The organism is Micromonospora sp. WMMB235 (genome assembly GCF_001855515.1).
Taxonomy (GTDB): Bacteria; Actinomycetota; Actinomycetes; order Mycobacteriales; family Micromonosporaceae; genus Micromonospora; species Micromonospora aurantiaca.
Genome location: NZ_MDRX01000001.1, coordinates 4,169,990 through 4,187,667 on the forward strand (window position 1 = coordinate 4,169,990; position 17,678 = coordinate 4,187,667).

At 74.2% G+C, this 17,678-nt stretch carries 21 protein-coding genes; 16 read left to right on the plus strand and 5 right to left on the minus strand.

All coding sequences use genetic code 11. The features are described 5' to 3' along the window. Window positions 1-25: 25 nt before the first annotated feature. Window positions 26-487: a MarR family winged helix-turn-helix transcriptional regulator gene (locus tag BFV98_RS18135; protein ID WP_071097174.1), complete on the minus strand. Its 462-nt coding sequence runs from the start codon at window positions 485-487 to the stop codon at window positions 26-28. Window positions 488-581: 94 nt separating this feature from the next. Between BFV98_RS18135 and BFV98_RS18140 the strand changes: the two genes are divergently transcribed. Continuing rightward, a complete protein-coding gene (locus BFV98_RS18140; RefSeq protein ID WP_071097176.1) occupies window positions 582-1,673 on the plus strand; it encodes an epoxide hydrolase family protein in 1,092 nt (363 codons plus the stop codon). 9 nt (window positions 1,674-1,682) lie between these two features. Here BFV98_RS18140 and BFV98_RS18145 read toward each other — a convergent pair whose 3' ends face one another. Further along, window positions 1,683-2,168, minus strand: a complete 486-nt coding sequence (locus tag BFV98_RS18145; RefSeq protein WP_013283476.1) for a carboxymuconolactone decarboxylase family protein — start codon at window positions 2,166-2,168, stop codon at window positions 1,683-1,685. Window positions 2,169-2,335: 167 nt separating this feature from the next. Here BFV98_RS18145 and BFV98_RS18150 point away from each other — a divergent pair, with 167 nt between their 5' ends. Beyond that, a complete protein-coding gene (locus BFV98_RS18150) occupies window positions 2,336-3,217 on the plus strand; it encodes an RNA polymerase sigma-70 factor (protein WP_013283475.1) in 882 nt (293 codons plus the stop codon). Between the two features lie 56 nt (window positions 3,218-3,273). Beyond that, window positions 3,274-3,567, plus strand: coding sequence for a hypothetical protein (locus BFV98_RS18155; RefSeq protein WP_071097178.1), 294 nt, complete (start codon window positions 3,274-3,276; stop codon window positions 3,565-3,567). Window positions 3,568-3,573: 6 nt separating this feature from the next. Here the strand turns inward: BFV98_RS18155 and BFV98_RS18160 are convergent, their stop codons facing one another. After that, window positions 3,574-4,347, minus strand: coding sequence for an SAM-dependent methyltransferase (locus tag BFV98_RS18160; RefSeq protein ID WP_071097179.1), 774 nt, complete (start codon window positions 4,345-4,347; stop codon window positions 3,574-3,576). Window positions 4,348-4,462: 115 nt separating this feature from the next. Between BFV98_RS18160 and BFV98_RS18165 the strand changes: the two genes are divergently transcribed. Further along, window positions 4,463-4,939: a hypothetical protein gene (locus tag BFV98_RS18165; RefSeq protein ID WP_013283472.1), complete on the plus strand. Its 477-nt coding sequence runs from the start codon at window positions 4,463-4,465 to the stop codon at window positions 4,937-4,939. On the opposite strand, the gene BFV98_RS18170 is transcribed toward BFV98_RS18165, so the two are convergent. After that, window positions 4,918-7,287 (minus strand): glycoside hydrolase family 65 protein, encoded by a 2,370-nt coding sequence (locus BFV98_RS18170; RefSeq protein WP_071097181.1) that lies wholly within the window; start codon window positions 7,285-7,287, stop codon window positions 4,918-4,920. The two genes, BFV98_RS18165 and BFV98_RS18170, sit on opposite strands and share 22 nt — an antisense overlap. A 108-nt stretch (window positions 7,288-7,395) precedes the next feature. Continuing rightward, complete coding sequence (locus tag BFV98_RS18175; protein ID WP_071097183.1) at window positions 7,396-8,172, minus strand: A24 family peptidase; 777 nt, start codon at window positions 8,170-8,172, stop codon at window positions 7,396-7,398. A gap of 559 nt (window positions 8,173-8,731) precedes the next feature. Between BFV98_RS18175 and BFV98_RS18180 the strand changes: the two genes are divergently transcribed. From BFV98_RS18180 to BFV98_RS18235, 12 genes are read left to right on the plus strand one after another with little or no spacing between them, the layout of a single operon-like run. Beyond that, a complete protein-coding gene (locus BFV98_RS18180; protein ID WP_071097185.1) occupies window positions 8,732-9,298 on the plus strand; it encodes a hypothetical protein in 567 nt (188 codons plus the stop codon). Next, window positions 9,292-10,245, plus strand: coding sequence for a hypothetical protein (locus tag BFV98_RS18185; protein WP_013283468.1), 954 nt, complete (start codon window positions 9,292-9,294; stop codon window positions 10,243-10,245). Before BFV98_RS18180 ends, BFV98_RS18185 begins: the two co-directional genes overlap by 7 nt. Then, window positions 10,242-10,910 (plus strand): SAF domain-containing protein, encoded by a 669-nt coding sequence (locus BFV98_RS18190; protein ID WP_013283467.1) that lies wholly within the window; start codon window positions 10,242-10,244, stop codon window positions 10,908-10,910. The genes BFV98_RS18185 and BFV98_RS18190 overlap by 4 nt, the downstream gene beginning before the upstream one ends. Beyond that, window positions 10,910-11,743 carry a hypothetical protein gene (locus BFV98_RS18195; RefSeq protein ID WP_013283466.1) on the plus strand — a complete coding sequence of 278 codons (834 nt, stop codon included), beginning with the start codon at window positions 10,910-10,912 and terminating at the stop codon, window positions 11,741-11,743. Before BFV98_RS18190 ends, BFV98_RS18195 begins: the two co-directional genes overlap by 1 nt. Continuing rightward, on the plus strand, window positions 11,733-13,274 hold the full coding sequence (locus BFV98_RS18200; protein WP_013473468.1) for a CpaF family protein: 1,542 nt from the start codon (window positions 11,733-11,735) through the stop codon (window positions 13,272-13,274). The genes BFV98_RS18195 and BFV98_RS18200 overlap by 11 nt, the downstream gene beginning before the upstream one ends. Continuing rightward, window positions 13,217-14,170, plus strand: coding sequence for a type II secretion system F family protein (locus tag BFV98_RS18205; protein ID WP_369752094.1), 954 nt, complete (start codon window positions 13,217-13,219; stop codon window positions 14,168-14,170). The genes BFV98_RS18200 and BFV98_RS18205 overlap by 58 nt, the downstream gene beginning before the upstream one ends. Next, window positions 14,167-15,030: a type II secretion system F family protein gene (locus BFV98_RS18210; RefSeq protein ID WP_083395297.1), complete on the plus strand. Its 864-nt coding sequence runs from the start codon at window positions 14,167-14,169 to the stop codon at window positions 15,028-15,030. Before BFV98_RS18205 ends, BFV98_RS18210 begins: the two co-directional genes overlap by 4 nt. 25 nt (window positions 15,031-15,055) lie before the next feature. Continuing rightward, window positions 15,056-15,265, plus strand: coding sequence for a hypothetical protein (locus BFV98_RS18215; RefSeq protein WP_013283462.1), 210 nt, complete (start codon window positions 15,056-15,058; stop codon window positions 15,263-15,265). Beyond that, window positions 15,265-15,747, plus strand: coding sequence for a TadE family protein (locus BFV98_RS18220; protein WP_071098924.1), 483 nt, complete (start codon window positions 15,265-15,267; stop codon window positions 15,745-15,747). Before BFV98_RS18215 ends, BFV98_RS18220 begins: the two co-directional genes overlap by 1 nt. Then, entirely contained in the window at window positions 15,744-16,217 is a 474-nt protein-coding gene (locus BFV98_RS18225) for a TadE/TadG family type IV pilus assembly protein (protein ID WP_013473466.1), read from the plus strand. Before BFV98_RS18220 ends, BFV98_RS18225 begins: the two co-directional genes overlap by 4 nt. Beyond that, window positions 16,214-16,645 carry a pilus assembly protein TadG-related protein gene (locus tag BFV98_RS18230; protein ID WP_013473465.1) on the plus strand — a complete coding sequence of 144 codons (432 nt, stop codon included), beginning with the start codon at window positions 16,214-16,216 and terminating at the stop codon, window positions 16,643-16,645. The genes BFV98_RS18225 and BFV98_RS18230 overlap by 4 nt, the downstream gene beginning before the upstream one ends. 15 nt (window positions 16,646-16,660) lie before the next feature. Then, window positions 16,661-17,677, plus strand: coding sequence for a LysM peptidoglycan-binding domain-containing protein (locus BFV98_RS18235; RefSeq protein ID WP_013283458.1), 1,017 nt, complete (start codon window positions 16,661-16,663; stop codon window positions 17,675-17,677). Window position 17,678 lies beyond the last annotated feature (1 nt).

The following is a 17,678-nucleotide window of genomic DNA, read 5'->3' on the forward strand; positions in this document are numbered from 1 at the left end:
TGAGGACGGTGCCGGAGGGCAGCCGTCAGGCGGGCGGGCGGTTGTGGTGGGCGAGCACCCGTGACAGCAGCCGGGTCAGCTCCGCGCGCTCGTCCGGTGACAGCGGAGCGAGCAGCTCGTCCTGCACGGCGGCGAGTCGCTTCTCCAGCCGCCGCAACTGCCGCCGCCCGGCTGCGGTGATGGTGACGACGTTGCGCCGCCGGTCGGCCGGGTCCGGGCTGCGGGTGACGAACTCCCGCTCGGCGAGTTCGTTGAGTGCGGCCACCACGTCACTGACGTGGATGCCGCTGCGCCGGCCGAGCGCCGCCTGACTGGCCGGCCCGAACTCGTCGAGCGTGGCGAGCAGCCGGAAGTGGTAGCCGCGCGCGTCGACAGCCGCGAGCCCGTCGCTCACCAGCCGCCCGGCGCGTACGGCGGTCCGGGTGATGAGCCAGCTCGGCAGGCCGGCCAGGCAGGTCGGTACGAGATCCGGCTCCGGGTTGTCCACGAACCCAGCCTAACCGAAACCGTTGGCGCCCCCAACGATCTGCGATACCGTTGGTCGCACCAACGTTAGTGTGACCAACGATCGGAGAGCGACAGTGATCGAGCCGTTCCGTATCCACGTCCCCCAGGCCGACCTCGACGACCTGGCCGACCGCCTGGCCCGCACCCGCTGGCCCGACGAGCTGCCGGACGCCGGGTGGGACTACGGCATCCCGCTGACCCGGGTACGCGAGCTGGCCGAGCACTGGCGCACCGCGTACGACTGGCGGGAGGCCGAGGCCGAGCTGAACCGGTATCCGCAGTTCACCACCACAATCGACGGGCAGAACATCCACTTCCTGCACGTACGCTCCGCCGACCCGGACGCGCTGCCGCTGATCCTCACCCACGGCTGGCCCGGCTCGGTCGTGGAGTTCCTCGACGTGATCGGCCCGCTGTCCGAACAGTTCCACCTGGTCGTACCGTCGATCCCCGGGTTCGGCTTCTCCGGGCCGACCCGGGAGCGCGGCTGGGACGTCGACCGCGTCGCCCGCGCCTGGGCCGAACTGATGCGCCGGCTCGGCTACCGGCGGTACGGCGCACAGGGCGGCGACTGGGGTTCGGTCATCTCCACCCGGCTCGGCGGCATCGACCCGGAGCACGTCGTCGGCGTACACCTCAACTACCTGCCCACGCCCCCGCCACCCGGCTGGACCGGGGAAGCCGGACTATCAGGCGAGGACCGGGACCGGCTCGACCGGATCAGGCGGCTCAAGACGCAACGGCACCCTCATCAGGTGCTCTATGCCAGCCGGCCGCAGACCGTGTCGTACGCGCTCAACGACTCACCCGTCGGGCAGCTCGCGTGGATCGCGGAGAAGTTCACCGAGTGGACCGACCCGGGATCGGCCGTCAGCGTGGACCGCGTCCTCACCGACGTCTCGGTCTACTGGTTCACCGGCACTGCCGCCTCGTCCGCGCGGCTGGTGCGGGAGAGCGCGTTCGGTGGCCCGCCCGCGCCCTGCCCGCCCCCGCTCGGGGTCGCCGTGTTCGCGCACGACATCACCCGGTCCGTGCGGCCGATCGCCGAACTGACGTACACGATCCGGCAGTGGAGCGAGTTCGACCGGGGTGGTCACTTCGCCGCGCTGGAGGTGCCGGAGCTGTTCGTCGACGACGTCCGGTCCTTCTTCTGGAACCTGCGGTGACGGCGACGCTCAGCCCATGGCCGCCGCGAACATCCCGGGCTCGTACGAGCCGCCGCGCTGGTGCACGAGCACCGCGAACCGGTTCGCCGCGTTGATCAGCCCGAGCAGGCAGACCAGCGCGGCGATCTGGTCGTCGTCGTAGTGCTTGCGCACCTGCTCCCACGTCTCGTCGGACACGCCCTGGTGGGCGTCGGCGAGCCGGGTGCCCTCCTCGGCGAACGCCAGCGCCGCGCACTCGGCCTCGGTGAACACAGTCGACTCGCGCCAGGCGGCGACCAGGTTCAGCCGGACCGCGCTCTCGCCCCCGGCCACCGCCTCCTTGGTGTGCATGTCGATGCACCAGCCGCAGCCGTTGATCTGGCTGGCCCGCAGCGACACCAGCTCCTGGACGGTGCGGGGCAACGACGACTGGTGGATCATCAGGCCCGCACCGGCGAAGCGCTTCATGAACGTCGCCGAGACCGGGTTCTCGAACAGGTTGAATCGGGTCTGCATGGTTGCGCCCTCTCTGCTGGGGTGGACGTCGGACGAACACGAGATGCCGGGGACCGCCCCGGCGTGACGGCGGCGCCGGGTGAGGACCACCACAGCGACCGGCTGTCACACGACGACAGCGGCCGGCGTCTGGTGGGGAACGCAACCGAGCAGCGAAGGAGCCAGTCATGGCGGACCGCGCCACCGAGGACTTCCTCGCGCACCGGAACCTGCTCTTCACCGTCGCGTACGAGATGCTCGGCTCGGCGGCCGACGCGGAGGACGTGGTGCAGGAGACCTGGCTGCGCTGGGCCGGCGTCGACCTGGAGGCGGTCCGGGACCGGCGCGCCTACCTGGTCCGGATCGCCACCCGGCAGGCGTTGTCCCGGCTGCGCACGCTGGGGCGGCGCAAGGAGTCGTACGTCGGCTCGTGGCTGCCCGAACCGCTGCTCACCGCGCCCGACGTCGCAGACGACGTGACGCTTGCGGAGAGCGTGTCGATGGCGATGCTGCTGGTGCTGGAGACGCTCACGCCGACCGAGCGGGCCGTGTTCGTCCTGCGGGAGGTGTTCGACGTCGGCTACGACGAGATCGCCGAGACGGTCGAGCGGACCCCGGTCGCCGTGCGGCAGATCGCGCACCGGGCGCGGGCCCACGTCGCGGCGCGCCGCCCCCGGCGTACCGTCCCGGCGGCCGAGGCCCGCGACGCGCTCGACGCGTTCCGGCGGGCGGTCGAGACCGGCGACCTGGACGGGCTGCTCCGCGTCCTGGCCGCGGACGCGGTGCTGGTCGGCGACGGCGGCGGGATCAAGCAGGCGATCGCCCGCCCGGTCACCGGCGGCGACAAGGTGGCCCGCCTGCTCGCGGGCGGCTGGCGCCGGATCGCCGCCGTGGCGTCGATGGAACCGGTGCAGGTCAACGGCTACCCGGCGCTGCTGGTACGCCTCGACGGCGAGCTGGACACGGTCGTCGCGGTACGCCTCGACGACGGCCGGATCAGCGGCCTCTACGCGGTGCGCAACCCGGAGAAGCTGTCCCACATGACCCGCGAGACGACGCTGCGCCGGTGACCGGCGGAAAGGCACGGCGGGAGGGCACAGCGGGCGGACCGTGCGACGATCGCCGGATGAGCAGCGCCGCCTCCCCCGACGTCAGCGCCCTCGCCATCAACGTCACAGTGCCGGAGGAGTTGCGCTGGGCCGACACCCGGCGCGGCGAGGAGTTCACGCTGACCACGCTCAACATCCGGCTGCTGCCGGACGGGCGCCTCGCCGCGAAGGCGTACGGCCGGCCCACTGCCGGTGGACGCGGCGCGTACGTGTCGTTCCGGGTGCCCGACCGGCCGGAGCTGGCCGCGCTCGTGGCCGCGGCGGCCGACCGCGCCGCCGCGCTCTGGGCCGCGCACGGCGGCCTGGACTGACCGCGCTCAGCGGCGGACGCCCACCCCGCCGTAGCCGTGCGACACCGCCGCCTGCGGCTCGCCGTCGGGCCGCCAGTCCGCCACCTTGACCAGGCCCGGCTCGACCAGCTCGTACCCGTCGAGGAACCGGGCCACCTCGTCGCGGGTGCGGGGCACGAGCGGGGAGCTGCTGCGGCGGTAGATCGCTGTGCCCTGCTCGGTGGGCAGCGTCGGCAGGCCGTCCAGGGTGAGGTGGGACAGCGCGAGCACGCTGCCCGGGACTGTCGCGTCGCGCAGCGTCGCCACCGCCGTGTACGGGTCGTCGGCGTCCGGCACGAAGTGCAGCACCGCGAGCAGCAGCACCGCCACCGGCTCGCTCAGGTCGATGGTGTCCCGCAGCGCCGGGTCGGCCAGCAGGTCGCCGGGACGCCGCAGGTCGCCCTGGAGCACGACGGTGCGGCCGTCGGTGGGGAGCAACCGCCGGGCGTACGCGACGGCGACCTCGTCGTGGTCGACGTAGACCACCCGGGCGTCGGGGCGTACGGCGCGGACCACCTCGTGCACGTTGCCCTGGGTGGGCAGGCCGGCGCCGATGTCGAGGAACTGGCGTACGCCCTGCCCGGCCGCCCAGCGCACGACCCGGCGCAGGAACGCGCGGTTGCTCTGCGCGGCGACGCCGGTGTCCGGGAAGATCTTCAGGACCTCCTCGGCGGCGGCGCGGTCGGCCGCGAAGTTGTGGCAGCCGCCGAGGTAGTAGTCGTACATCCGGGCGACATTGGGTCGGTTCTCAGCCTCCGTCACGCCTCGATGTGTAGCACTCTGGGCGACACACCGCTGACCCGTCGTGTCGGTGGTCCGGCCGATCCCGCCGTCCACCTGGTACGACGGTGGGACACGCCGGCGCGAGGAGGTACCGATGACAGGTGGACGGGAGACAGTGGAGGTCGAGCCGGTGGTGTTCCGCGCCGTCTACGACTCGCCCGCGTCGCTGCCCGGGCGGCACCGGTGGACCACCCCGGAGGCGGACGTGCGACGGCTGGAGAAGCTGCTGAACATGCCGGCGCGCAGCATCGGCGCGCCGCTGTGGGTCAGCGGCGACGAGCCGGACTGCCCGAAGTGCGGGCGGCGGGTCACCTGGTACGACATCGTCGCGTCCGCGCTGCACGGCGTACACGACCACACGATGATCGCGCGGGTGATCCTCGGCGAGCGCAAGTACGTGAACACCGAGGTGCCGGACGCGATCCCGGGTGTCCACTGTGCCGACTGCCGCACCCCGATCACCGGGTTGCGCAGCTTCAAGTGCCACAACTGGGCGTACGCGTTCGAGGCGCTGGAGGAAGTCGTCGCCCGGATGTCCGGCCTGCCGGCTCAGTCGCCGCCCGCCTCCTGAGCGCGCCGTTCGGGACGGCGGCCGGGCGGGGCCTGCGGCTCGGGACCGGGGTCGGGCACTGGCGGCATCGGCCGGGTGACCGGCCCGTCGCCGGTGACGCGGAGCTGTTCGCCGTGGTGCCACAGCTCCACCGCGTCACCAGGCCCGGCGTCCGGCAGCTCGTAGCGGGCCTCCCGCCCGGTGAGCGTGACCCGCAGCCGGTGCCCGTGCCGGCGCAGGTGGAACGCGAGCCGGGTGATCGGCCGGGGTAGCCGCGGCTCGAACGCGAGCACGCCCCGGTCGTCGCGCAGCCCGCCGAAGCCCTGCGCCACCACCAGCCAGGCGCCGGCCAGGGACGCCAGGTGCAGCCCGTCGGCGGTCTTGTCGCCCAGGTCGGCGAGGTCCTGGAACGCCGTCTCGGCGAACAGGTCGTACGCCAGGTCGAGGTGCCCGACCTCGGCGGCGAGGATCGCCTGCGCGGACGCCGACAGCGACGAGTCCCGGACGGTCCGGGCCTCGTAGTAGGCGACGTTGCGCGTCTTCTCCTCGGCGGTGAACTCCCCCGGGCAGCGCAGCATGGCCAGCACCAGGTCGGCCTGCTTGACCACCTGCTTGCGGTACAGCTCCAGGTAGGGGAAGTGCAGCAGCAGCGGGTAGTCGTCCTCGCCGGTGCCGGCGAAGTCCCACTCCGGCTGCGCGGTGAATCCGGCCGACTGCTCGTGCACACCGCGCTTGCCGTCGTACGGGACGAACATGGCGTCGGCGGCGGCCCGCCAGCCGGCCACCTCGGCGGCGTCGACGCCGAGCCGCGCGGCCACCTCCGGGCAGCCCTCGGCGGCGTCGGCGGCACCGCGCAGGTTGCGCCGCGCCATCAGGTTGGTGAAGACGTTGTCGTCGACCAGCGCGGAGTACTCGTCCGGGCCGGTGACACCGGTCAGGTGGAACGCGCCACCGTCGTCGAAGTGGCCGTAGCCGTGCCACAGCCGGGCGGTCTCGATCAGCACCTCGGCACCGCACTCGGCGAGGAACGCGGTGTCGCCGGTGGCCGCCACGTACCGCAGCACCGCGTCGGCGATGTCGGCGTTGACGTGCAGGCCCGCGCTGCCGGCCGGCCAGTAGCCGGAGCACTCCCGGCCGCTGAGCGTCCGCCACGGGTAGGTGGCGCCGGTCAGGCGCAGCTCGGCCGCCCGGTCGCGGGCCTCGGGCAGGTGGGCGTGCCGCCAGCGCAGCGCCGAGCGGGCCAGCTCCGGCGCCAGGTACGTCAGCACCGGCAGCACGTAGCCCTCGGTGTCCCAGAGCACGTGCCCGTCGTAGCCGTTGCCGGTCAGCCCCTTGGCCGGGATGGTCCGGTCGCCGTCGGCGCGGCCGGACTGGAGCAGGTGGAACACCGAGAACCGCACCGCGAGCTGCAGCTCCGGGTCGCCCTCCAGCTCGACGTCGGCGGTGTCCCACGCCGCGTCGAGCGCGGCGCGCTGCTCGGTGAGCAGGGCGTCGAACCCGTCGTCCCGGGCCGCGGCCGCCTCCGCGACGACCAGGTCGGCCAGCTCACCGGCCGGGGTGCCGTCGACGTCGGCGCACTCGTACGCGGCGAACCGGGTGACCCGGATGCGCTCGCCGGGGCGTACCGGACCGGACAGCGCCAGCCGGAACCGGTCGGCGGTCAGCTCGGTGTCGGTGGCGATCTCGTCGGGCGCTTCGACCCGGTGCGCGACGGCGACGGCGACCCGCTGGCCGCTGCGCCCGGTCCGGTGCACGAGCACCCCGTCGAGGCCGTCTTCGCGGCGGATCTCGCCGGTGAGCGGGTCGTGGATCACCGAGGCGGCCCGGGGGTCGTCGGCGCGTTCCGGCACCCGCTGGTTGGCGAGCAGGTCGGCGCCGACCCGCAGCCGGACCGGCTCGTCCAGCGGCTCGACCGCCCAGTCGACGGCGGCGACCGGACGGCGGGTCAGCGAGACCAGGCGGGTGCTGCGGATCCGGACACCCCGGCCGCCAGGCGAGACCCACTCGGTCTCCCGGCGGACCACCCCGGCGCGCAGGTCCAGTTCCTGGTGGTGCCGCCGGATCGTGCCGGTGCTCAGGTCCAGCGGCTCGTCGTCGACCCAGAGCCGGATCAGGGCGGCGTTCGGTGCGCTGATGACGGTGTCGCTGCGTTCCGGGAACGCGTACCCGCTCTCCGGGTAGGTCAGCTCGTGCTGCTCGTGGAACCCGTTGAGGTAGCTGCCGGGCATGCCGCAGGGCTCGCCCTCGTCGAGCGTCCCGCGCCAGCCCACCCAGCCGTTGGCGAGCGCGAAGACGGACTCGGTCTCGCCCAGCCGGTCCAGGTCCGCGCTCGTGCGCCGGATCCGCCAACCGTCGTCGCCGTGCGGCACGTGCCCTCCCGAGTCCGAAGCCTGGACCGCCACCGAACCAGACCCGGCTGGGAGGTGGCTGGGACTCCGATACCCGTGGCGAACCCGCCCGCACCTGCGGGTGGCCGATCACACGGTGACGAGCACCAGCGTGGCGGCGGTGCCGAGCACCAGGAACGGACCGAACGGCAGGTGCCCGGACCAGCGGACCCGCCGGGCGGCGAGCAGCGCCACCCCGGCCGACCCGGCGAGGAGGAGCGCGAGCACCAGCCCGGCCACCAGCACCGGCCAGCCGTACCAGCCGAGCAGCGCGCCCGCGCCGAGCGCCAGCTTGGCGTCGCCGAGACCGAAGCCGCGCCGTCCGAACAGCAGCGTGGTCGCGGCGAAGCCGCCGCCGAGCGCCAGGGCGGCCAGGACGGCGCGTACCAGCGGGTCGACGCCCGGACCGGTCAGCGCGGCCACCCCGAGCAGCGCCCACACGCCGGCGGCGGCCGGCCAGGTGAGCCGGTCGGGCAGGCGGTGCGCCATCGCGTCCACGATCGTCATCGGCACCGCCCAGACCAGCCACCACGCCAGCGCCAGCCGCGCGGCGGGCGCGCCGTCGGCGAACACCGGCACGGCCACCGCGAGCAGCAACGCCACCTCCACCACCGCGGGCGGCGCGCCGACCCGGGCCCGACAGGCCGGGCACCGGGCCACGGGGCCGAGCGCCGGCAGCGGCCGGTCCAGCCCGATCGGGGCGCCGCAGCCGTCGCACGCCGTCCGGTCCGGGCACCCCGGCGGTACGGCGTAGCGCGCCACCGCCAGCCGGAGCAGGGGTACGACCGTCAGGGCGGCGGTCAGCCGGGTGCTCGGACGGCGGGCGTCGGCCACCGGTCCGGTACGCCGCACCCGTTCAGCCGTCATGCCGGATCCCCCGTCCGGTCGCCGTGCGTTCCATCGTGAAGCACGCAGAGTGATTTATCGCTTGCGCGGATGTGACGGCCGAGGCGCACAGGAACGGGTGGTGCGACGCGGCGACGGCCAGAACGAGCGGTGGCGTGAGCCCCGCCGGACCGGTGGGACGGATCGGACGAGCGGCATGCTCCCCACCCATACCGGCGGCCCGTCGCCACCGCCGCGGCGCGTACGGGTGAGCACACACCAGCCGGCCCGGAGCCCTGCCGAAGCCCGCTCGTCATCGTGGTGACACACACCGGCCACCACCTCCCGTCTTCACTCACCGTGTTCACGTGAATTGCCTCTGTTGCATCGGCGGACGTGAGCCTATGCTCGCCCCTTGGGTACGACGCAACCCCCGATCAATTGGCGTCGGAGGCACCAGGGCACAGAATCCGCAGCGATCAGTACAGGTCAATACAAGTGGCGGCGACGGGGGCCCGGAGTGACAGTTCCGGGCGCGCTTCCGCATGCCCGGAGCGGGTCGGCGTGATCGCCCCGGGCCGGCACCGAGGAGGGATCGGCGTTGCGCACACGGCAATCCCGCCGATGGGAAATCTTCCTGCTCAGCATCGTTCTGGTGGTCGGCTCGGCCGGCTGCGGCACCGAGCCGGAGGCGGTCACCCGTCCGCTGACCGGCCGCGCCGCCGCACCCGCCGCCCATTCCAGCGCCGAGGAGAACGCGGCCGGAAAAGCGGCTCTGGCCGCCTATTCCGGCTATCTCGACGCGTCCCGGGCAGCCAGTGCGCGCAGCGATCCGTCCCATCCCGCTCTGACCCGTTTTCTGGCTGATCCGCTGCTGACCCGGGTGCGAATGGCGATTCTCGACGCGAAGGAGCACGGCGCGATGCGTACCGGGAAACTGGTCTCCGACCCCGAGGTCGTGTCGGTCGACCTGGCCGCCCGCCCGCCCACAGTCGAGATCCAGGACTGCCTGGACGCGAGCGGCTACCGGCTCGTCTACGCCAAGGACCGCAAGGCCGTGCCCGGCACGCGCGGCGGGCGCTACCTGGCCACCGTCACGGCGGTCCGGTACCCGGACGGCCGGTGGCTGATCAACGGCGGCGCCGCGCACCAGGACCAGCCGTGCTGACCTGGGGAGGAAGGGGTGTCCCGGCCCGGCCGGCCCGGGCCGGGACGCTCCGCCGGCTGCTGCTCGCCGCCGGCCTGGCCGCGCTGCTGACGCTCACCGGCGCACCCGCCCGCGCCGCCGACCCCGGTGGGTCCTGCCCGCCGGAACAGACCGACTGCGACGTCTGGGACGACGACCCCGGCACCCCGGGCGGACCGGGTGGGCCGGGTGGGCCGGGTGGCGGCGGGGACAACGGCGGCGGGGGCGGCAGCACCCCGAAGTGCCAGTGGAACGGCCGGGCCATCCCCTGCTACCACCCGATTCTCGGCTGGTTCAACAACGCCGACGGCTGCTACTACAAGCTCGAAGAGCCGCAGGACGAGGCCCCTCCCGGCAAGCAGTGGTACCAGCTCACCTGCAACGGTGGCGACCTCGGCAGCCTGCGCCGGGCGCTTCTCGACGCGCCGCCGCCCGGCTACGGCGCGCCGCCGGACCCGGAGGAATTGGCCCGCCGCGCGCTGGCCTCGATCTCGCTGCTCCCGCCCCGCGCCGCCGTGGCGCCCCGGCGCAGCCAGGGCCCCGGCCTGGTCGGGCTGCCCGTCTGGATGTGGGCCAGCCCGGGCGCGGCGTACTTCGGGCCGCTGTCCGCGTCCGCCTCCGACCGGGGACTGACCGTGGAGATCACCGCGAAGGTGGACCGGATCGTCTGGCACATGTCCGACGACATCGACGTCACCTGCGACGGGCCGGGCACGCCCTACCGGGCCGACGGGCCGAGGGCCGGCTCCACCTCACCCGACTGCGGCCTCGACCAGGGCTATCCGAAGGCCGGCACCTACCAGGTGAGCGCCACGACGTTCTGGACCGTCGAGTGGTCCGGCGGCGGCGAGAGCGGCGTCATCGCCCAGAGCCGGTCCAGCGGCGTCGTCCTGGTACAGATCAACGAGCTTCAGGTGGTGACCCGATGAGTGTCGTGGCAGCCCGCAACGGAACCCCGGTGGAGGCGCCGGTCGCGCCGCCGAAGGTGGTCCGGCAACGACGCGTCCGCCCCGGCCTGCTCGGCCTGGCGGTCCTGCTGATCGCCCTCGGCGGTCTGGGCGCCGCGTTCGCGGTCACCTCGGTCCGCTCCACCGGCACGTACCTCGCAGTGGCCCGGCAGGTCGACGTGGGGCACCAACTGACCGCCGACGACCTGGTGCCGGTACGCGTCTCCGGCGGGCGGGAACTCCAGCCGGTGCCCGCCGACCGGATGGACGAGGTGCTGGGGTTGCGGGCGGCCGTCCGGCTCACCCCGGGCACGCTGCTCACCCCGGCGCAGCTCACCGAGGCCCCGCTGCTCGGCCCCGGTCAGCAGCAGATCGCGCTGGGGCTGGAACCCGAGCAGGTGCCGGCGCGCAAGCTGCACCCCGGCGACAAGGTGCTGCTGGTCAGCACCCCCTCGAACGCCACCGGCGGCGGCTCGGAGGCGTCCCGCGGCGGCGGCACCCGGTTCGAGGGCACCGTGATCGACACCGCCGCGCCGCAGAACGGCGACGTGGTGGTCTACCTGGCGCTGGCCGTACGGGACGTACCAGCTGTCGTGGCGCTCGCCGCCGACGACCGGATCGCGCTCGTGCTCACCGAGGCGGCCTGATGGCGATCATCGCCCTGGTCTCGGCGAAGGGTTCGCCGGGCGTCACCACCGCCGCGCTCGCCGCCGCGCTGAGCTGGCACCGGCGGCTCGTGCTGGCCGAGTGCGACCCGGCGGGCGGCTCGATCCTCGCCGGTTACCTCGGCGGGGCGCTGGACGGCCCGCGCGGTATCGGTGAGCTGGCGGTGGGTGAGCTGCGGGACGGCAGCCTGGAGCACGCGTTCTGGTCCCAGCTGGTCGACCTGGACGCGCCCCGCCGCGAGCGGCTGCTGCTGCCCGGCGTCGTGGACCCGGCCCAGGCCGGCAGCGTGATCCCGCTCTGGCAGCGCTTCGCCGACTACTTCACCGGGCTGGAGCGGGGCGAACCGCCGTACGACGTGCTCGTCGACTGTGGCCGGCTGGCAGTGGGCGGTCCACCGTGGCCGCTGCTGCGGGCCGCCGCGGTGGTACTGCTGGTGACCCGCGCGCACCTGCCCGACCTCTCCGCCACCCGGGCCACCGCCCGCGCGATCGAGCGGGACCTCACCGAGCACCGCGTACCGCCCGGCACGCTGCGCCTCCTCGTCGTCGGGGACGGGCACGGCACCAGCGAGATCAGCAAGGCGCTACGGCTGCCGGTGATCGCCCGCCTGCCGCACGACCCGCGTACCGCCGAGGTGCTCGCCCACGGCGGCACCGTACGGGCCAACCGGCCGCTGATGCGCGCGGCCGGCGCCCTGGAGGTGCCGGTACGGGCGCTGCTGGACCGGCGGCGCGCCCGGCTGGCCTGGCCCGGGGCGACCACACCGCGCGCGGTGACCGCGCCGAGCGTGCCGGGGGTGTCCGGTGCGGTTTGAGCCGGTCTCCCACGACCCACGCGCGCAGCAGCCGGGCGTCGTCTCCACTGTGCCACCGCTCGCCCCGCCGAACGGGCGGCACCACGTCCCCGGCCCGGCGCCCGCCGCGCCACCGGCGCCACCGCCACGCCCCCGGGTCGACTTCGCCGTGGTCCGCGAGCTGCGCCGGGAACTGAGCGAACGACTCACCCACTGGCAGCGCGGACGCGAGTTCGACGCCGACGCCGAGGAGGTCGAGCGCGCCCGGCTGGCGGTAGCCGTGGTGTCCGCGTACGCCGACTCGGTACGCCGGGCCGGCACGCCGATGGCCGCGGACTCGGAACGCCTGCTGCTCGACCAGGTCACAGCCGAACTCGTCGGGCTGGGCCGGCTCCAGACGCTGCTCGTCGACGACAGCATCGAGGAGGTGCACATCCTCGGCTGCGACCAGGTACGCATCACCCGGCACGGCGGCGGCGTCGACTGGGCCGAGCCGATCGCCGAGACCGACGACGAGCTGGTGGAGATCCTCCAGGCGGCGGCCCGCCGGGCCGGTGCCACCGAGCGGTCACTGTCCACCTCGAAGCCCACGCTCGACCTGCAACTACCGGACGGCAGCCGGCTCGCCGCCGTGTTCCTGGTCAGCCACCGCCCGTACGCGGTGATCCGCAAGCACAACACGCTCGAAGTGAGCCTGGAGGACATCGCGGGCGGCCGGCCCGACCTGGACGAGATGATCGACCCGCTGCTGCGCGACTTCCTCCGCGCGTCCATGCGGGCCGGGCTGAACATCATGGTCGCCGGGCTCGCCGGTGCCGGGAAGACCACTGTCATCCGCGCGCTGATGGACGAGATCCCGGCCGACGAGCCGTACGTGCTGCTGGAGGAGAGCCGGGAGCTGCTGCCGGCCCGGCGCGGGCACAAGCACCGGGCGGTGATGAGCTTCGAGTCCCGGGAGGGCCACGGCGAGCGCGGCGCGGACGGGCGGCCGGCGGGTGAGGTCAGCATCGCCGACCTGATCCCGGTGTCACTGCGCATGGGCGTGCTGCGGATCATCGTCGGCGAGGTGCGGTCCCGGGAGATCGTGCCGATGCTCCAGGCGATGACCACCAGCCGCGGGTCGATGTGCACCATCCACGCGCGTACCCCCTCGGGGGTGAGCGAACGCATCATCGAGCTGGCGCTGTCGCACGGCCGGGAGATGACAGTCGACCAGGCCCGCCGGATGGCCGGTAACGCGCTCGACCTGATCGTCTACGTGACGGTCGAGGACGAGACAGCGATCGGCGGGCGCAAGCACCGTTTCGTCTCGCACGTCGAGGAGGTCATCGGCGTCGGCGAGGGCAACCGGATCACCACCACGACCGTCTTCGGCCCCGGACCGGACGGCCGTGCGGTCCCCCGCCACCTGCCCGAACGCATCCGCGACCAACTGCTGCGCGTCGGCTACGACGCCCGCCTGCTCACCCGGTTCGTCGAGGCCGGCGTGGGCGCGTGGCGGCGGCCCCGGCACACCCGCCTCGGGGCGCGGCCGAGCGGAGGCCCGGCGTGACGCAGATCGAACTGATCGCCCTGGTCTCCGGCGCGGCCTGCGTGGCCGGGCTGGTGCTGACAGTGGTCGCGCTCGTCGGCACCCGTCGCCCGCCCGGTCCGGCGCCCGGTGCCGGGCCGGGCCTGAGCCGGCTCTGGACCGGTTCCGGCGCGAGCCGCGCCGACCAGCGCCGCTACCAGCTCCTGCTCGGCGCCGCTGTGGTCGCCGGGGCGGCGGCGTTCCTGCTCACCGGGCTGCCGGTGGTCGGCCTGCTGGTGGCGCTCGCGGTACCGGGCGTGCCGTGGCTGTTCGCGGTCGGCCGGGCCGAGCAGCGGGCCATCGCCCGGGTCGAAGCCGTAGGCGAGTGGACCCGCCGGCTCAAGGACATCTCGGCCACCGGCCAGGGACTCCAGCAGGCGATCATCGGCACCATCGCCACCGCGCCGGAGGAGATCCAGGAGGAGGTACGCACGCTCGCCGCCCGCCTCCAGGCCGGCTGGCTGGCCCGCTCCGCGCTGCTCGCCTTCGCCGACGAGATCGCCGACCCGGTCGCCGACCAGGTGGTGGCCGCGCTGATCCTGCACCTCACCGACCGGGGCGAGCGCCTCGGCGACGTGCTCGGGTCGATCGCCACCGCCGCCTCGGCCGAGGTGGCGACCCGGCGCGAGGTCGAGGCGAAGCGCACGCAGCCCCGGTTCGCGGTCCGCTTCCTCACCGGCATGACGCTGGCGACGCTCGCGTACGGGCTGGTGAACAGCGACTACATCCGTCCCTACGGGACGCTGACCGGTCAGCTCGTGATGGCGGTGCTCGGCGCGGCGTTCGTCGGCCTGCTGGTCTGGGTGCGCTCGATGAGCCAGCCGCCCCGGCCGGCGCGGTTCCTGCCCGCGCCCGACCTGGATGAGGCGATCGCATGATCCTCAACTGGCAGATGGCGATCGCGGTGCTCGGCGGGTGCGCGGTCGGACTCGGGCTGTTCCTGGTCGTACGCGAGGCGCTGCCGGCCACCCCGGCGCTCGGCCCGGCGCTGCGCCGGCTGCACCAGCCGCCCGGCCGAGCCCCGGCCGCCGGCGCCGGGCCGGACTGGCTCGGCGGGTTCGCCCGCTGGCTGCGCCCGCCGCACCGGCAACTCGCCCTGCTCGACCGCACCCCGGAGCAGTACGCGCTGTCGGTGCTGCTCTCCGCGCTCGTCGGCTTCGCCACCCCGGCGGTCGCGTCGGCGGTGCTCTTCGTCGGCGGGGTGGCGCTGCCGGTGGCCGTACCGGTGGTGGCCAGCCTGGGCCTGGCGCTCGGCGCCGGACTGCTCGCGCACCGCACGGTCCTGGCCAAGGCGGACGCCGCCCGGGACGAGTTCCGGCAGGCGGTCTGCACCTACCTCGACCTGGTGGCGTTGCAGCTGTCCGCCGCGCACGGCCCGGTGCAGTCGCTGGAACGCGCGGCGGCGGTCTGCGACGGCTGGGTCTTCGACCGGATCCGGGAGGCGCTGCGGCTCGCGCAGCTCCAGATGCACTCGCCCTGGGACGAGTTGCAGGAGCTGGCCGAGCGCATCGGCATCCCGGAGCTGGGTGATGTGGGCGCCATCATGCGCTCCTCCGGCAGTGAGGGCGCCCAGGTGCACGAGACGTTGCGGTCCCGCGCCGACTCGCTGCGCGACCAGATCCGCACCGACAACCTGGCCCGGGCCGAGGGGGTCACCAGCAAGTTGGACATCCCCGGCTCGCTGCTGGTGTTCGTCCTGCTCGGCTTCGCCGTCTATCCGTTCCTCGCCCGCCTGTGAACCCACCTTCGAGAAGGAGACGACCATGCACCTCTACGCCTACCTGTACGTGGCGGTGAGCACCCGCCTCGCCGAGCTGCGCCGGGACTCCGAGCGCGGCGACAGCCCGGTGCCGACCGCGGTGATCATCTTCGGCCTGGTCGCGGTGGCCATGGCGGTCACCGGGCTCGCCCTGGCCAAGGCGAACAACTGGATGAACGCCATCCCGAACAACACGGCGCCGCAGGCCCCGTGATGCCCCGCCCCGCCCGTACGGTCCGGAGCCGGCCGGCGTCTGCCGGCCGGCCCGTCGGCCCGCCCGGTCCGGGGCGGTTCGCCGCCGCCCTGCGCGCCCGCCTGGCCGAGGGCGAGCGGGGCGCCAACCCGGTCGAGCTGGCCGTGGTGATGCCGGTGATCCTGGTGATGCTGTTCGGCTCGATCCAGGTCGCCGTCTGGTTCGTGGCCCGGTCCACAGCGCTGAACGCCGCGCAGACCGCTGTGAACGCCCAGCGCACGATCGACGCCGGGCCGGACGCCGGACGGCAGCGGGCGATCAGCTTCCTGCAACAGTCCGGCGACTGGCTGGTCGGCTGGGAGCAGACCGGCCCGACCTGCGTCGAGACAGCCACAGCTGTCACCTGCACGGTGCAGGGACGCTCCCTGTCGGTCATCCCGGGCGTCTCGTTCGAGGTCACGCAGACCGCGCACGGCCCGGCCGAACACTGGACCACCGGATGAACGCCGGGCCACGGCGGGACCGGGGTTCCGTCTCGATCGAGGTGGCGGTGCTCGCGCCCGCCTTCATCGGGCTGATGGTGCTGGCCGGGGTCGCCGGGCGGACCGCGATCGCGGACGAGGCGGTGGAGTCGGCCGCCCACGACGCCGCCCGGGCCGCCTCGCTCGCCCGCACCGCCGACGACGGCGCGGAGGCCGCCGAGGTGGCGGCCCAGGACCAGCTCGGCTGGGCAGGGCTGAACTGCACCGGCCCACCCCAGATCGATCTCGCGGGCTCGGTGGCCGGGACGACGACGAGCTTCGCCGCCGCGTACCAGAGCGCCGCAGGCGTGCCGGCGACAGTGACCGTCACGGTGACCTGCACCGTCTCCTTCGACGACCTGAGCGCGCCCGGCCTGCCCGGCGTGCCGGGCGGCAAGACCGTCTCGGCGAGCTTCACCTCGCCGCTGGACACCTACCGGAGTCGCGGATGACCGGGCGGCGCGAGGCGGAAAACGGCCGGGTGAGCCTGTTCCTGGCCGTGGCGATGACGGGCGTACTCGCGATCATCGGCCTCGCCTACGACGGCGCCGGTCAACTGCGCACGCTCCAGCGCGCGGACAACCTGGCCGCCGAGGCGGCCCGCGCCGGCGGCCAGATGATCGACCGCGCGCGGGCCATCGAGGGCGGCCCGAAGCGGATCGACCAGGTCGCCGCCCGCGCCGCTGTCGCCGCCTACCTCGACGCCGCGGGCGGCGTCCAGGACCACGACGTCGACTTCCCCGTGGTCGGCACCGAGACCCAGATCCGGGTACGCGTGCAGATCACCTACAGCCGGGACCTGCTGAGTCTGTTCGGCGTGCAAGAGAACGCCACCGTCACCGGTGAGGCCACCGCTCGGGCGCTCACCGGACCACCGTAGGAAGGGAAGGCCGCCATGGGCGCACCCCGACGCTCCCCCGTCCGCCGCGCCGGCCAGGTTCTCACCGGCCTCGGCGCCCTCGTCGTGCTCGTCGGCGTGCTGGCCGGCGGGCCGGTCGCGTTGCTGGCGTTCGCCGGCAACCCGCTGCCGGATCATCTGCCCACGCTGGCCGAGGTCGGTACGGCGTTGACCAGCCGCGACGACGGCCGGCTGTTCCTGCGCGCGCTGGCGGTGGTGGGCTGGTTCGGCTGGGCCACGTTCGCGTTCTCCGTACTGGTGGAGCTGCTCGCGGCGGCGGTACGCCGGCCGGCGCCGAAGCTGCCCGGCATGCACCGCCAGCAGAAGGCCGCAGCCGCCCTCGTCGGTTCGGTCGCGCTGATCCTGGTCGCGAGCCCGGCCGCGGCGAGCGCCGCCGCGCTGACCGCCCCGCAACCGGCGGTCGCCGCCGTCACCTCACCGGCCGTGGCCGCGAGCCAGGTCACCCCGCCGGCGCCGATCGCGTCGAAGGCGGACGACCCGGCCGTGTACCGGGTGGCGAAGGGCGACTACCTGGGCGAGGTGGCGGATCGCTACCTGGACGACTTCGACAGGTACAAGGAGCTGGCCCGGCTGAACCGGCTCGCCGACCCGGACCGGATCCGCCCGGGTCAGCTCATCACGCTGCCGGAGGGCGCGACGGATTCGGGTGCCCGGCGGCACGCCACCGGACGGATCGTGGTCACCAAGCCGGCCGAGACGGCACCGGTCAAGCCGGGTGGCGGCGGCGCCTCGTCGACCACCCCGAAGGCGAAGCCCAAGCCCACGCCGCGGGACGCGACGCCCACCGTGGAGGCGCCTGTCGGTCAGCCGCCGGCCATGTCGGCGGGCGCGTCCCGCGCCACCGCCGAGGAGGGCATCAACCGTCCGCTCGCCATCTCGGCGGTGCTTGCCGTGGCGAGCATCGTGGGTGCGCAGATCGGCGCGCTGCTCGGGTTGCGCAAGCGGCCGGTACCCGCCCGCGCGTTGTCCAGCGGACGGCACCGGCGGGACTGAG